General features: G+C 69.4%; 12 protein-coding genes. 5 read left to right on the top strand and 7 right to left on the bottom strand.

The window, feature by feature from the left end; translation table 11 throughout:
- Positions 1-21: 21 nt before the first annotated feature.
- Positions 22-585 (bottom strand): TetR family transcriptional regulator, encoded by a 564-nt coding sequence (locus tag K5L49_RS10960; RefSeq protein WP_223692704.1) that lies wholly within the window; start codon positions 583-585, stop codon positions 22-24.
- A gap of 118 nt (positions 586-703) precedes the next feature.
- On the opposite strand from K5L49_RS10960, the gene K5L49_RS10955 reads away from it, so the two are divergent.
- The 5 genes from K5L49_RS10955 (at position 704) to K5L49_RS10935 (ending at position 10,340) form a co-directional block, all read left to right on the top strand.
- Positions 704-1,588 carry an SDR family oxidoreductase gene (locus K5L49_RS10955; RefSeq protein WP_223692703.1) on the top strand — a complete coding sequence of 295 codons (885 nt, stop codon included), beginning with the start codon at positions 704-706 and terminating at the stop codon, positions 1,586-1,588.
- Between the two features lie 140 nt (positions 1,589-1,728).
- Positions 1,729-3,351, top strand: coding sequence for a helix-turn-helix transcriptional regulator (locus K5L49_RS20450; RefSeq protein WP_223692701.1), 1,623 nt, complete (start codon positions 1,729-1,731; stop codon positions 3,349-3,351).
- Positions 3,352-3,357: 6 nt separating this feature from the next.
- On the top strand, positions 3,358-4,023 hold the full coding sequence (locus K5L49_RS10945) for a hypothetical protein (RefSeq protein ID WP_223692700.1): 666 nt from the start codon (positions 3,358-3,360) through the stop codon (positions 4,021-4,023).
- A 153-nt stretch (positions 4,024-4,176) separates the two neighbouring features.
- Positions 4,177-8,019, top strand: coding sequence for a DUF7927 domain-containing protein (locus tag K5L49_RS10940; RefSeq protein ID WP_223692698.1), 3,843 nt, complete (start codon positions 4,177-4,179; stop codon positions 8,017-8,019).
- A 170-nt stretch (positions 8,020-8,189) separates the two neighbouring features.
- Positions 8,190-10,340, top strand: a complete 2,151-nt coding sequence (locus K5L49_RS10935) for an ATP-dependent Clp protease ATP-binding subunit (RefSeq protein ID WP_445158948.1) — start codon at positions 8,190-8,192, stop codon at positions 10,338-10,340.
- Between the two features lie 50 nt (positions 10,341-10,390).
- Here the strand turns inward: K5L49_RS10935 and K5L49_RS10930 are convergent, their stop codons facing one another.
- From K5L49_RS10930 to K5L49_RS10905, 6 genes are read right to left on the bottom strand one after another with little or no spacing between them, the layout of a single operon-like run.
- Positions 10,391-10,927: a phage tail protein gene (locus K5L49_RS10930; protein ID WP_223692695.1), complete on the bottom strand. Its 537-nt coding sequence runs from the start codon at positions 10,925-10,927 to the stop codon at positions 10,391-10,393.
- Between the two features lie 17 nt (positions 10,928-10,944).
- Positions 10,945-11,439: a phage tail protein gene (locus K5L49_RS10925; RefSeq protein WP_223692693.1), complete on the bottom strand. Its 495-nt coding sequence runs from the start codon at positions 11,437-11,439 to the stop codon at positions 10,945-10,947.
- Positions 11,440-11,455: 16 nt separating this feature from the next.
- Positions 11,456-11,965 carry a phage tail protein gene (locus K5L49_RS10920; protein WP_223692690.1) on the bottom strand — a complete coding sequence of 170 codons (510 nt, stop codon included), beginning with the start codon at positions 11,963-11,965 and terminating at the stop codon, positions 11,456-11,458.
- Positions 11,962-12,279, bottom strand: a complete 318-nt coding sequence (locus K5L49_RS10915) for a DUF6916 family protein (RefSeq protein WP_223692688.1) — start codon at positions 12,277-12,279, stop codon at positions 11,962-11,964. The genes K5L49_RS10920 and K5L49_RS10915 overlap by 4 nt, the downstream gene beginning before the upstream one ends.
- Positions 12,276-12,761 (bottom strand): GNAT family N-acetyltransferase, encoded by a 486-nt coding sequence (locus K5L49_RS10910; protein ID WP_223692686.1) that lies wholly within the window; start codon positions 12,759-12,761, stop codon positions 12,276-12,278. Before K5L49_RS10910 ends, K5L49_RS10915 begins: the two co-directional genes overlap by 4 nt.
- Positions 12,758-13,195, bottom strand: coding sequence for a DUF6916 family protein (locus K5L49_RS10905; RefSeq protein WP_223692684.1), 438 nt, complete (start codon positions 13,193-13,195; stop codon positions 12,758-12,760). Before K5L49_RS10905 ends, K5L49_RS10910 begins: the two co-directional genes overlap by 4 nt.
- Positions 13,196-13,374: the final 179 nt, after the last annotated feature.

The following is a 13,374-nucleotide window of genomic DNA, read 5'->3' as shown; positions in this document are numbered from 1 at the left end:
GCGTCGGCGCGGAGGGCTCGGTCATCCCGCGGCGACGACCTTCAGGGCGGCGAGTGCCGAGTCGATGAACTGTGCGAACTCGCGCGTGTTGCCGTCGTCGATCCATTCGGCGAATCCGACGTGGAACACGGCGATACCGGTCTGGGCGGCGAGGCTGGCGGCCGGCTCGGCGACGCCGCGTGCGCGCAGTGCGCCCGCCACGGCATCCGCCATCCTGGCCAGCTTGATCAGCTCGCGCTCCTGCAGGGCCGGGTTCGCCGCGACGATGCGTCCGCGTTCTCGGGACCAGGGGCGGCGCGGTTCGAAGGTCAGGGCGGCGGCCTGAAGCGCGGCGTCGACCGCTTCCAGCGGGGTGGCGTCGGACGGAGCCCCGGCGACGGCGTCGACGAACAGATCGAGGAGCTCGTCTTGCCCGGCGAACAGCACCTCGCGTTTGTCGGCGAAGTGGCGGAAGAAGGTGCGTTCAGTCAACCCGGCGCGTTCGGCGATGTCGGCCACGGTGGTCTGTTCGAAGCCGCGCTCGACGGCGAGCTCCATCGCGGCGAGCTGGAGCCGGCCACGCGCGTCCGGTTCCCATCTGCCCATTCCCCGATGATACATGATGACAGAAGCTGACATCAGGTGTAGCGTTGATGACAGCAACTGACATCAGAGGGGCCCGCGCAGACGGCGCGAAGCATCCCTCGGTCAACGGAGGGTCATCATGCGTGTTTTCGTCACCGGTGCGTCGGGGTGGATCGGTTCCGCCGTCACCGCCGAGCTGATCGCCGCCGGCCATCAGGTCGTCGGTCTCGCCCGATCGGATGCGTCGGCCGCCGCGGTCGCCGCATCCGGCGCCGAGGTGCAGCGAGGCGACATCACCGACCTGGACAGTCTGCGCGCCGGGGCGGAAGGGGCGGACGGTGTCATCCACACCGCGTTCATCCACGACTTCACGGCGCACGCCGCCGCCGCCGACGTCGACCGAGCCGCGGTGGAACTGTTCGGCGACCTGTTCGCCGGGTCGAACCGCCCGCTCGTCATCGCCTCCGGTCTGCTCGGCACCGGGCCGACCGAGAATGACAAGCCCGACCCGGCGACAGCCTGGTCTCCCCGCATCGGCACCGAGGCCATCCTGCTCGGGTTCGCCGACCGTGGCATCCGCTCGTCGGCGATCCGTCTCGCGCCCACCGTCCACGGCGACGGTGACCACGGCTTCATCGCGGCACTGATCCGCATCGACCGCGAGAAGGGAAGCGCCGGCTATGTCGGCGACGGGAGCAACGTCTGGCCCGCGGTCCACCGGCTGGATGCGGCGCACCTGTTCTGCCTGGCGCTGGAAAACGCGCCGGCGGGCTCGGTGCTGCACGCTGTCGGAGATGAAGCGGTTCCGCTCCGCGAGATCGCGGAGGTCATCGGACGACACCTGGACGTGCCGCTGCTCAGCGTCGCGCCCGAGGATGCCGCGGAGCACTTCGGCTGGCTCGGCCCGATCCTCGCGCTCGGTGGCCGCGCCAGCAGCACGCTCACCCGCGAACTTCTCGGCTGGCAGCCGACGCATCCGGGCCTGATCGACGACCTCGAGCAGGGCCACTACTTCCGGCAGTAGCGGGCCGGGCATGGCGGCGGCCGCCGACGGTTCGCGGAGCGGATGCGGCCAAAGGGTCCCGCGAGACGACCGTAATCGATAGGATCTCCTCGAATCCCGCGGTGAGCCCCCGTCTCCCTCGCCGCCTCCGTGGAGGTCTCGTGAGCGTGTCCCCCGACAGCTCGCCGCCCGCCGATGGCTCGCGCCCCGGCAGGCCGGCGGCATCCCGTGACGCCGAGATCGCGCGAAAAGTCGCGGCGGCCGTGCAGGCGGCAGACTACGGAACGCTCTCACGGGTGGTCCGCGACGGATGGTTCCCGCTGCTCCGCTCCCACGGCGACCTGCTGCGCAGACAGCTGGACAGCATCCCCCCGTCGGCGCTGCGGATGTACCCGCTGCTGACGATGATGCTGGGCATCTGCTACAACGGCGTCCCCCATCGCCGAGTGAAGGCGCTCCGGCACTTCGCGACCGCCGTTCGCGCCGCCCGCAGCGGCCGGCGGGAGGTCGATGCGGTCGATCGCGCGCTGATCCTCGTCAGCGAGAGTGCGGCGTACCGCCTCGTCGGCCGGCCGGCGATGGGGGTCGGCGCCGCGCGCGCCGCCCTCGCCGCGTTGGACGCGCTGGCGGAGGAGGATCGCCGGGCCGTCGACCAGCTGCCCCGCGTGTATGCCCAGGCCGGGATCAGCCTCTACTACGGCGGTCGCACCGATGAGGCCCTCGACGCCTTCGCCGTCGGCCTGGCGGAGTCACCGGAAGGCGCACCGTCGTCGGGGTTCGCCAACCTGTCGATGTCGGCCGGGATCCACGCGCTCGACGGTCGCCTCGATCGCGCGAACGAATACCTCGGCCTTGCGCGGGCCGATGTCTGGTCCGACGAGCAGCGCTCGATGTACCCGGGCACGTTCTACCGCGTCGCGGAAGCGGTGGTCGCGCTCGAACGGATCGACCCGCCGGGGGCCCGAGCCCAGCTGGATGCGATGGTGCACGACCGCCGGACCATCGAGCACTGGGTGGCGATCGGCACAACGGAAGCGAACATCGAACTCTTCGGAGGCCGCCCGGGCGACGGCCTGTCGGGGCTCGACGCGCTCGCCGCCCTGCGCGGGGCGGAGGGCCGGTCGGCAGCGGCGCGTGCTGCGCTGGCCCCGACCCGTGCGCTGTTGCAGCTGGCCATGGGGAACCTGGATGCCGCGACGGCGATCCTGCGCCGCGACGCACCGGCGGGACCACGCCGTCAGGTCGGCCTGGCCCGGGTGGCGCTGACGCTCGGACGCAACGGCGAAGCCCTGCGGGAACTGCGCAGCATCGCCGGCGTGCGACAGGATGCGCGCTCCCACGCGGAAGCCCTCACGGTCGAGGCGGCGGCACTGCTGCGGTTCTCGCGCAGCACCCGGGCCGAAGCCGTGATCGACCAGCTGGCGGGTGCGCTGCGGCATTCGGGACAGCGCGCAGCCTTGGCGCTCGTGCCGCCTCCCGACCTCGATGGTCTTGTGTCCGCACTGGCCGAGCGAGGCCACGCGGAGCTGACCGCCGGCATTCCGTTGCGGTCGGTGATCCCCGGGTACGATCCCCAGGTGCTGCTGAGCGAACGCGAGGTCGCGGTGCTGGCGCTGCTCATGGAGACCGGCTCCGCGTCACGGATCGCCGACGAACTGACCGTGTCGGTCAACACGGTCAAGACCCAACTGCGCAGCATCTACCGCAAACTCGGGGTGTCCAGCCGCGACGGCGCCATCGCCGTCGCCCTCGACCAGCACCTCCTCGCCCGGCGGGACGGCTGACGCGGGATGCCCGAGACCGAATCGTCCGCTGTGTCGCCCGCCCGCCGCATCCGGTCGGGGCCGACGACCCGGGCGCTCCTCACCTGCGCCGCCTTCGGCGCCCTCGGTGCGATCCTGCTCGCCGTGATCTCGCCGGCGACCGGAGCGCTCGCCGCGTTCGCCCCACCGCTGTACGCGGTCGTTGCGGGGATGCACAGCGTCCTTCCGTTTCTGGCGGGTCGCGTTCTCGGTTTCCGGTTCGCCGCGACGACGGTCGCCTGCTTCGTCGGGCTACTCGCCGGGCCGTTCACCCCGATCTCCTTTCTGGTCGTCGTGCCGCTCGCTGTGTCGGGGCTCGTCTACGACCTCTCCCTGGCGCGCCGCGGCCGGGGTCGGGCGGCGGGCCGCACCGCCCTGCTCGTCGCGGCCGCGCTTTCCGGGGTCGCCCTGTTCCTCGTGTCGCTGCCCGTGATGTCGCCCGAGCACCTGATCGCGCCGATTCTTCTCGCAACACTCTTCGGCCGTCTCCTCGGCCAGATCGCGGCCTCGTCGGTCGCCGGCGCTCTGGCCGAACGGCTGCGGCGTGCCGGGCTGGATCGGGCGCTCCGCGAACGGTCCAGCGACCGGCGGCCTCCGCCGCCCGAGGGTGATCGCAGGGTGAAAACGAGGAGGCGGTCTCCCCTCGGCCCATAGCCTGTCGCCGAGCAGACGGAAGCGTCTGCGGGATGTGAACGCTGACATCGGCCGCCGGCTGTCCGCATGTCGGCGTTCACCGGTCCTCCGGTCTCGGGGGCCGTCGGTCTCAGGGTGCCGCCTCGGGCGGTGGGAGTGGGGAAGAACGCTGTGGTGAGCCATACCGGAGGGAACTCGTCGAGGGGCCGGCGGAAGGCCCGGCAGTGGCTCGGCGGCGGTCTCGCCGCCCTGCTTATCGCTTCGGGGGTGTTCGCCGCCTCTCCCGCGGTCGCCGCGCCCGTCTTCGAGATCGCGGCCGAGTGGGCGCCATCGACGCCGGCACAGGTGAAATCCGGTGATGTCGTCACCGGCGTCTGGCGGGTGAATGTGAACGACGATGCACCGGCACCGGGCAACGCTCCGGTGGACGACGTGACCGTGACGATTCAGGCCCAGCACGGCGTCTTCACAGCGCTGCCCGGTCTCTGCAAGGCGACCGGCGTGACCACACCGTCCAGCATCTCGGCCGACGGCACGACCCTGACGTGCAATCTCGGAACCAGGAATGAGGGCACCGCTGCCGTGCTCCAGGCTCCCATCGAAGTGCGGGGTACGACGGGTGATGCCGTGTCGGCATCCGGTGCCATCGGCGGCGCGACCGCCGGGCTCGACCCCCTGGCCATCACCAATCCGTTCAGCATGGATATGCGCTGGGGCACGGGAACGCCGAACTACTCGTCCGGCACGGGCGGTTTCCTGATCGACTATGAGTGGACCCTGAGCAAAGGGAAGGGGAGCGAAGCCGGTCCTCAGACCGTCGCATACGACCTCGCCATCGTCTCCCCGCAGGGCGCACCCATCTCGGTCGACCCGCAGGGATGCACGCCGTTCGTGGGGCCGAGCGCGGCCGATGGGCATCCATGGTCCGGGGGTGCGCATCCGGCCGATCAGCTGACGGCGGCCGCGGGAACCTGCACGATCACCCAGATCGGCCCGACGACCTTCCGGCTGACGATCTCCGGCATCGACTATGCGCCGACGGCGCCGCCCACCCTGGATTCGGCCGGAAACCGCCTGCCTGTCGACCAGGTCGCCCTCGCCTCGGGTTCGATCTGGCTGCGTGTGAACACGGCGGCGACGGGATCGGCTGTTCTCACCTCGAACGCTCCGACCTACACGTCGACGAGCGGGCAGACCGCGCAGGACGACCCGTCGAACAACTCGGAGTCGAAGGCGTGGACGACCCCCGGCCTCTACTCCTCCGGCTGGGGGCGCGGCTACACCGGCAGCGGTGGAACCACCTGGGACGACACCTACCGGGTCTCCGCCGGAACCCAGGTCGGGCAGTACATGGACACCGCCATGCAGCTCCACACCGATCGACCGGCCGACCGTCTGGTGGGCATGTGCACCGCGCTCGACACCCGCTACGTGACCTACGCCGGATGGGGATGGGCGCAGCCCGGCGCCGCCGGAGTCGGCACCACGACCGAGTTCTACGTCGGTGCCGACCCGACACTCGACCCGGCCAGCGCCTCCTACGACCCGAACGCCTTCGACTGCGGGACCGGCAGCGGCTGGACCACGACGCAGCCGGCGGATCTCAGCACGGTGAAGGCCATGCGCATCACCGGCACTCAGGCCCAGTTCAACGCGTTCTCCAGCTATTCGAACATCACCGCGGTGGTCAACCAGGTGATCAAGCCGTCGACTCCCGCCGGAACGGACGTCTGGTCGTTCTTCTCCGGCGTCGTCGATGTGCCCGCGAACAACTGGTGGAACGGCACCGGCTGCATCACGCCGACGGCCGGCTCGCGCTACCCGTGCACCACCGGGTTCCGGGATGTGCTGCGCGTCGTCAGCGCCACACCGGCGATCGCCAAGTCGGTGGACCGCAGTGTCGTCACTCCGGGCGTTCCGGCGACGTACACGCTCACCTACTCCGCGAACGGCGCGGGGGCCATCCCCGCGACCGTCGACGGGTTCCAGCTCGTGGACACGCTTCCCCTCGGCTCCGGCTACGTCGCCGGATCGGCGACGCCGGAACCGTTGGTGACGACCGACGGCTCGGGGCGGCAGGTGCTCACCTGGACGCTCGACGGTGTGGCGACGAACGCCGACCATGCGCTCACCTACCAGGCCGTCGTCGACGCGAGCGCGACGCCGGGCGCGGCGCTGACCAACTCGATCACCGCCACCTACGGCGCCATCACCAAATCCGCGAGTGCGCAGGTGACGGTGGCCACCGACGGCTACACGACGATCGCGAAGACCGCGGACGCTCCGTTCATCCCGAACCTCGCCGGTGACGGCAAAGGGTCCGGCTCCTGGACGGTCACCGTGCGCTCCTACGACCCGGTGGCGCAACCGTTCACCGACACGATCGATATCTTGCCGTATGTCGGCGACGGGCGCGGAACCGCGTTCTCCGGCACGTACACGCTCGCATCGGTGACCGCCGCCCTCGGCGCGCAGGTGTACTACACCACCGCCGACCCTGCGACCCTGACCGACGATCCGGCCGCGGCGGCCAACGGCGCCGCGGGAACGATCGCGGGCAACACGGTCGGCTGGACGACGGCCTTCACCCCGGATGCGACCGCCGTGCGGGTGATCGGCGGCACGCTCGCCCCGGGCGCGAACCAGCAGTTCGGGGTGCACATCACCACGGATGGGGCGCACGGCGGCGACACGTTCGTGAACCGGGCGCAGGGGCGCGCGGGGCACACCGGCCTGGTGATGCGCACCTCCGCCCCCCTCAGCGTCGCGAACTACTACTCGGCCGCGCTCAAGAAGGAGGTGCAGGGGGTCGACGGCGTCTGGCACGACGCGAACGATGCGGTCGACTACCCCGTCTTCCACTACGGCGACACGGTCAAATACCGGATCACGGTGACGAACACCGGGCAGGGAACCCTGACGGACGTGAACGTGACCGACGACAAGAATCCGGCGGCCGGTGCTTTCCACATCGCCTCGCTGGCGTCGGGCGCGAGCCAGTCGCACGAGTACTCGATGGTGCTCGACACCTCGGTCGGCGGCAGCATCGTGAATACGGCGTGCGCCTCGGCGGCGACCCCCGCGGATTCCGGGGTGGCGCCGACGATCCCCTGCGACCCTGCCGGGATCGACGTCGTCGGATACTCCGTCGTCAAAACGTCTGATCCGGCACCGGGGAGCGTTGTGCATCCCGGTGACGTCATCCACTACACGGTGACGGTCACCCAGCGCGGGACGGTCGCCGCCGCGGCATCGTTCGTCGACAGCCTGGCGAAGGTCGCCGACGATGCGACGTACAACGGCGACATCGCGGCCGACCTCGGCAGCGCATCCGTCACCGGGCCATCGATCGCCTGGTCGGGCACACTCGGTGTCGGCGCCGTGGCGAAGGTCACATACTCGGTCACCGTCAAAGCGGCGAGAGCAATGGGCGACGGGCGGCTCGACAACGTCGTGACCTCGGCCGGTTGCGCTCCGGTCTCGGACTGCGAGACCGTGCACACCTACGGCAATTACACCTTCTCGAAGACCTCCGATCCGGCGCCGGGCGCGATCGTGAAACCGGGCGACCGGATCGTGTACACGGTCACTGTCGCGCAGACCGGCGACGCCCCCACCTCGGGAACGGTCGTCGACGATCTGAGTGGCGTGCTCGACGACGCCGCCTGGACCGGTGACGAGAAGGCGACCTCTGGCACCGTGACCCGCTCCGGGAACGCGCTGACCTGGACGGGGAATCTCGCGGTCGGGCAGATCGTCACCATCACCTACTCGGTGACCGTCACCGGCGACGGCGACAAGACGATCACCAATGTGGTCACCAGCCCCGACGCGGACGCGGTGTGCGTTCCGGCCGCCGACGCGAACCCCGACTGCCGCACGAGTCATCTCGTCGATCCGCCTGCGGTGGGTCTGGCCGACACCGGTCTCGATGTCGCCGGCTGGTTGCTTGCAGCGCTCGGCGTGACCGGCGCCGGAATCGCGGCTCTCGTCCTCCGCCGTCGCCGCCACGCCTAGCAGCACCCGACGGAGAAACCTGAAGCGGCCCCACCGGGTCTCACCGGTGGGGCCGCTTCGCGCTGCTCCGTTGTGGATTAGAGGGGTGCTGTGGAATAGAGGGGTGCGCTTTAAAGTTGAGTCTAGTACACTCAACTTTGTCCACGGGAGGAAAGGACACTATGGCCAACATGCAAGGCGCTCCCTCCACGCAGGAGGAACAGAAGAGCGCACTCGAACAGTACGGCGTGAACCTCACGGAGATCGCGAAGAGCGGCAAGCTCGACCCGGTCATCGGTCGGGATGCCGAGATCCGGCGCATCAGTCAGGTGCTGACCCGGCGAACCAAGAACAACCCGGTGCTCATCGGCGAACCCGGCGTCGGCAAGACGGCCGTCGTCGAGGGGCTCGCCCAGCGCATCGTCGCCGGCGACGTCGCCGACTCGCTCAAAGGCAAGCAGCTGGTGTCGCTCGACCTCTCCGCGCTCGTCGCCGGTGCGATGTACCGCGGCCAGTTCGAGGAGCGGCTGAAGGCCGTGCTCAAAGAGATCAACGACGCCGACGGACAGATCATCACATTCGTCGACGAACTGCACATCCTGATGGGCGCCGGCGGGGGCGAGGGGTCCGTCGCGGCCTCCAACATGCTCAAGCCGATGCTGGCCCGCGGCGAATTGCGGCTGATCGGCGCGACGACACTCAACGAGTACCGCGAGTTCATCGAGAAGGACGCCGCGCTCGAACGCCGTTTCCAGCAGGTGTACGTCGGCGAGCCCACCGTCGAAGACACGGTTGCGATCCTTCGTGGCCTGAAAGGGCGGTACGAGGCGCACCATGGGGTCACGATCGAGGACTCGGCGCTGGTCGCGGCCGCATCCCTCTCCAACCGCTACATAACCGCACGCCAACTGCCCGATAAGGCGATCGACCTGATCGACGAGGCCGCCAGCCGACTCAAGATGGAGATCGACTCGGCCCCCGTGGAGATCGACACGCTGCAGCGCGTGGTGGAGCGGATGAAGCTCGAAGAATTCGCCCTGAAGAAGGAGAAAGACGAGGCGAGCAAAGAGCGTCTCGGCCAGCTGCAGGCGCGGCTGCGCGAGAGCGAGGACGAGCTGGAGACCCTGCAAGAGCGCTGGCGCCTCGAGAAGGCCTCGCTCAACCGGGTCGGCGAACTGCGGTCGCAGCTCGATGAGGCGAAGACCAAGCGGGATGTCGCGCTGCGCGACGGCCGCTACCAGGAGGCCTCGAAGATCGAGTACGAGACGATCCCGGCCATCGAGCGGGAGCTCGCCGAGGCCGAGCGGGCCGAACGGAACCCCGACCAGCAGCGCATGGTGAACGAACAGGTCACGAGCGATGACATCGCCGCCGTCGTTGCCGCGTGGACGGGCATCCCGGTCGACCGCCTGACCCAGGGGGAGACCGAGAAGCTGCTGCATCTCGAGCACGAGCTCGCCCGCCGGATCATCGGCCAGCGGAAGGCGGTCTCCGCCGTGGCGGATGCTGTGCGCCGCACGCGCGCCGGCATCTCCGACCCCGACCGGCCCACCGGATCGTTCCTCTTCCTCGGCCCGACCGGCGTCGGGAAGACCGAGCTCGCGAAAGCCCTGGCGGCGTTCCTGTTCGACGACGAGAAGGCCATGGTCCGCATCGACATGAGCGAGTACGGGGAGAAGTTCTCCGTGTCGCGGCTCGTCGGCGCCCCTCCGGGCTACGTCGGGTACGAACAGGGCGGTCAGCTCACGGAGGCCGTGCGGCGGCGGCCGTACTCCGTCATCCTGCTCGATGAGGTCGAGAAGGCTCACCCGGAAGTGTTCGACGTGCTGCTGCAGGTGCTCGACGACGGGCGCCTCACCGACGGGCAGGGTCGCACGGTCGACTTCCGCAACGCGATCCTCATCCTGACCTCCAACCTGGGCAGCCAGTTCCTGGTCGACCAGAGCCTCACCGACGTCGAGAAGGAGGAGGCGGTGCTGCAGATGGTGCGGCAGGCTTTCAAGCCCGAGTTCGTGAACCGACTCGACGACATCGTGGTGTTCTCGGCCCTCAGCAAGGACGAGCTCGGCGAGATCGTCGAACTCAACATCGATCGGCTCATGCGCCGGCTGCAGGAGCGCCGCCTCGAACTGGCGGTGACTCCGGATGCGCGCGCCTGGCTCGCCGAGCGCGGCTACGACCCCATCTACGGGGCCCGTCCGCTACGCCGGCTGATGCAGCGAGAGATCGACGACAGGCTCGCCACCGGGCTCCTCGCGGGCGAGATCCGCGACGGCGACCTGGTGCGGGTCGACATCGCACCCGACGGCGACTCCCTCACGGTCGTGCCGGTGCGGGAGTAGGTTCGGCCGCGGCTGCGTTCGGCCGCGGCTGCGTTCGGCCGCGGCCGCGGTCAGCCGCGAGGGGGGAAGATGCCGTTCAGCGCGATCACGTAGTTGAGCGTGAGGTAGGGCTGCATATTGTTGTGCGGGGCATTGCCGCCGGTGAAGCTGAACGCTTGCGGTGCGAGCGTGTTGGGCCCGGCGGCGGCCGCGTACACCGACTCGGTTCCGCGGCCGAACCGGGGGATGGCGAAGGTGGCTCCTGCGGGCGAGTTCGTCGTGCCCGGCGCGTTGATCGCGTTGACCGGATGCGAGTGGTTCGGAATCCCCATCGTCGAGAGCGTGACGGTCTCGGTGCCTCCCGAATCGCCGAGGAAGTTCGGCGTCAGAGGGTTCGTGCCGCCCGGATTCTGGCCCAGTGCCGTCGCCCCCTGCAGATCGGGCAGGGCGAATGTCGACTTGCCGTCCCCGCCGTAGTAGGTGCCGAGTAGAGAGAAGAGCGCGGTGTTCTGGCTGATGGGCAGCAACTGGCCGTTGCAGAACGCCCAGCCCAACGGCGCGAAGGTGAAAGCGACGAGGCGGATCTCCGCGACGAACTGGTCAGACATGGTTGCTCCGCATTGGGTCAGTTCCGTGAGGGGAAGATGCCCTGGAGGGCGATGGCGAACGAGATGGTGAGGAACGGCGCCTGGTTCTCATGGGGCTGGCCCGATCCGACGTTGGAGACGGTGCCTGGGGCGAACGGCACGGTGCCCGTCCCCCCGAAAGCGAGCTTTCCCGGGCCGGCGAAGTACGCACCCGATGGGGCGGATCTTGTGCCCACTGCTGTCGTCGAAGCGAGGTGGGTGTGCTGGGGCAGCTCCGACGAAGTCAGGACATGGGCAGTCTCCCCGCCCGTCTGGCCGAGCGGGTGGGCGCCGCTCGCGCCGAGCGGGATGCGCCCCTGCAGGTCGGGCAGCAGGAACGTCGTCTGACCGTCTCCGCCGTAGGTGGTGCCGAGCAGGGCGAAGAGCGCCTGGTTCTGGTTGATCGGCAGGGTCTGACCGTTGCAGAGCGCCCAGCCCTTCGGCGCAAAGCCGAAGGACGTGAGGCGGATCTCGCCGAGATACGGATTGGACATCGCGTTCCTGTTCTCGTCAGCTCTGGGAGGGGAAAATGCCGTAGAGCGAGATGATGTAGCCGATCACGAGGTACGGCGACATGTTGTCGTGCGGCTGGTTGCCACCGGCCTGCGTCAGGGCGTTCGGTGCCAGGGGAACGCTCGGGGTCGTTCCGGCGACGTAGGGCGCGTATGGAGTGTCGGCCCAGGCAGAGAACACGGTGTTGGAGGTGCTCGCCGTGATCGGAGTCGTCGCGGCCACCGGCGTGTGGGTGTGTGGCGGGAGCTGAGCCGTCGACAGCATGACGACCTCCTGCCCGCCGGTCTGCGCCAGAGTCGTGCCGCGGCCCTGGTGGACCGGGAACCGTCCGCCCAGATCGGGAAGATTGAACGTGGACTCGCCGTCACCGCCGTAGCTCGTTCCAATGAGTTCGAACAGGGCATCGAACTGGGAGATCTGGAGGGTAGCGCCGTTGCAGTACGCCCATCCGGATGGCGCGAAGTTTCCGCCGAACATCCGGATCTCTCCGAGGTAGGGGCTGCTCATTCGGTCTCCTCGCTCGGAAAGGTGAAAACGGCCTCGAACTCGATGCCGTCGCTGCGCTGGGCGATCGGCACCAGGAAGATCGCTTCGGGTTCGGCCTCCGGCTGTGCCTCCACGGGGGTCAGCAGGTACGTCCCCTGGTCCGAGGCGGTGCCGGGCTCCGCGAGGTAGCGCAGAGAGTAGGACGCCCAACCGCCCGAGGCGACGAGCGGGCTGCAGCCGTCGAGTCTCAGGCTGTGAGGAGCACCGGATTCGTCGATCGCCCGGTAGTCGGTGCCGACGGCCGCGAGGCGGTCGGTGTGGCTCGGGGCGTTCATCCGTTCGGCTCCCGACGCAGCTCCAGGGAGCCGGACCGTTCGCCGATCACCGCGAAGCCGGCACGTTCGTAGAGCCCGATGGCCCCGGAGTTCAACGCCCACACCTCGAGGGTGATCGCCCGGTGGGCCGCATCGGCCTCTGTCGTGAGGTCTGCGAGCGCTGCCGTGCCGGCGCCGCGTCCGCGGTGCGCCGCGGCGACGGTGAAATCGACGATGTGCATGGCCTCGGACGATCGGTCGACAAGCAGCATCCCGGCCGCCTCGCCGTCGATCTCGATCACGGTGGCCGTCGCTCCCGGGTGGGAGGCCGCCACCTGGGCGGTGTGCGAGCGGTGCTGGATCTCCACGAGCTGGTCGAGGGCGGCCCGGTCGAGCCCGGCCGCGGCGAGCTCCGCTCCGCGGGTCTCCGCGAAGAGCGCACGGAGAAGGGCGGCGTCGCCGGCCTCGGCTGTGCGCGTTCGGGTGGTGGATGTGGGGGTCATGCGAGTCGGTTGATGATGGCCTGCAGAGTGCGCGTGCCCTCCGGGGAGCCGACTGGGGTGAGGAAGAGCGTCGCCGTCGGCGTTCCCGGGCGTCGCAGGATGTAGATGCCCTCGCCTGTGGTCGGCAGTGCGGCGGAGAAGAGCAGGCTGAAACGGTTCTCGGTTCCGGGTTCGGACTCGGGAACGAGATCGTCGATCGCTTCGAGCCGGAGAGTTGCGGGGCTGCCGCCGACTGCGGCCTGGAACGTCTCACCGAGCGCGGCGGCGAAGACGGATCGTCCCGGTACCGTGCCGGCCTTGGCGGATGCGGCCTTGGCGGATGCGGTCGTACCCGGTCTCGAAGACCATCCGAACGCGGGCGCGGCCTGCGCGGCGAGGACGGCCGTTCCGGCGACACCGGCCGCGACGATCGTGCGGCGTGAGACCTGGGGCACGGCTCCTCCTCGAAGGCGTTGGTGCGTCCATTCGGGAAGAGCGCAGCCTGAGTGTGAGCTTAGGGGATCGTGACTGTTCGACGGGATCCCCCTAGATGGGGGTCGAGCGGGAGAATGTCGCCACCCACTACGCTCGGAATGCAATTATTTCGGAGCCGGCGACCCGGTATGGCAGAAGG

The sequence above is a fragment of the Leifsonia poae genome, from assembly GCF_020009625.1.
In the GTDB taxonomy this organism is placed as follows: Bacteria; Actinomycetota; Actinomycetes; order Actinomycetales; family Microbacteriaceae; genus Leifsonia; species Leifsonia poae_A.
The sequence above is the reverse complement of the archived record's forward strand: the minus strand, read 5'-3'. Positions and strand labels throughout refer to the sequence as shown.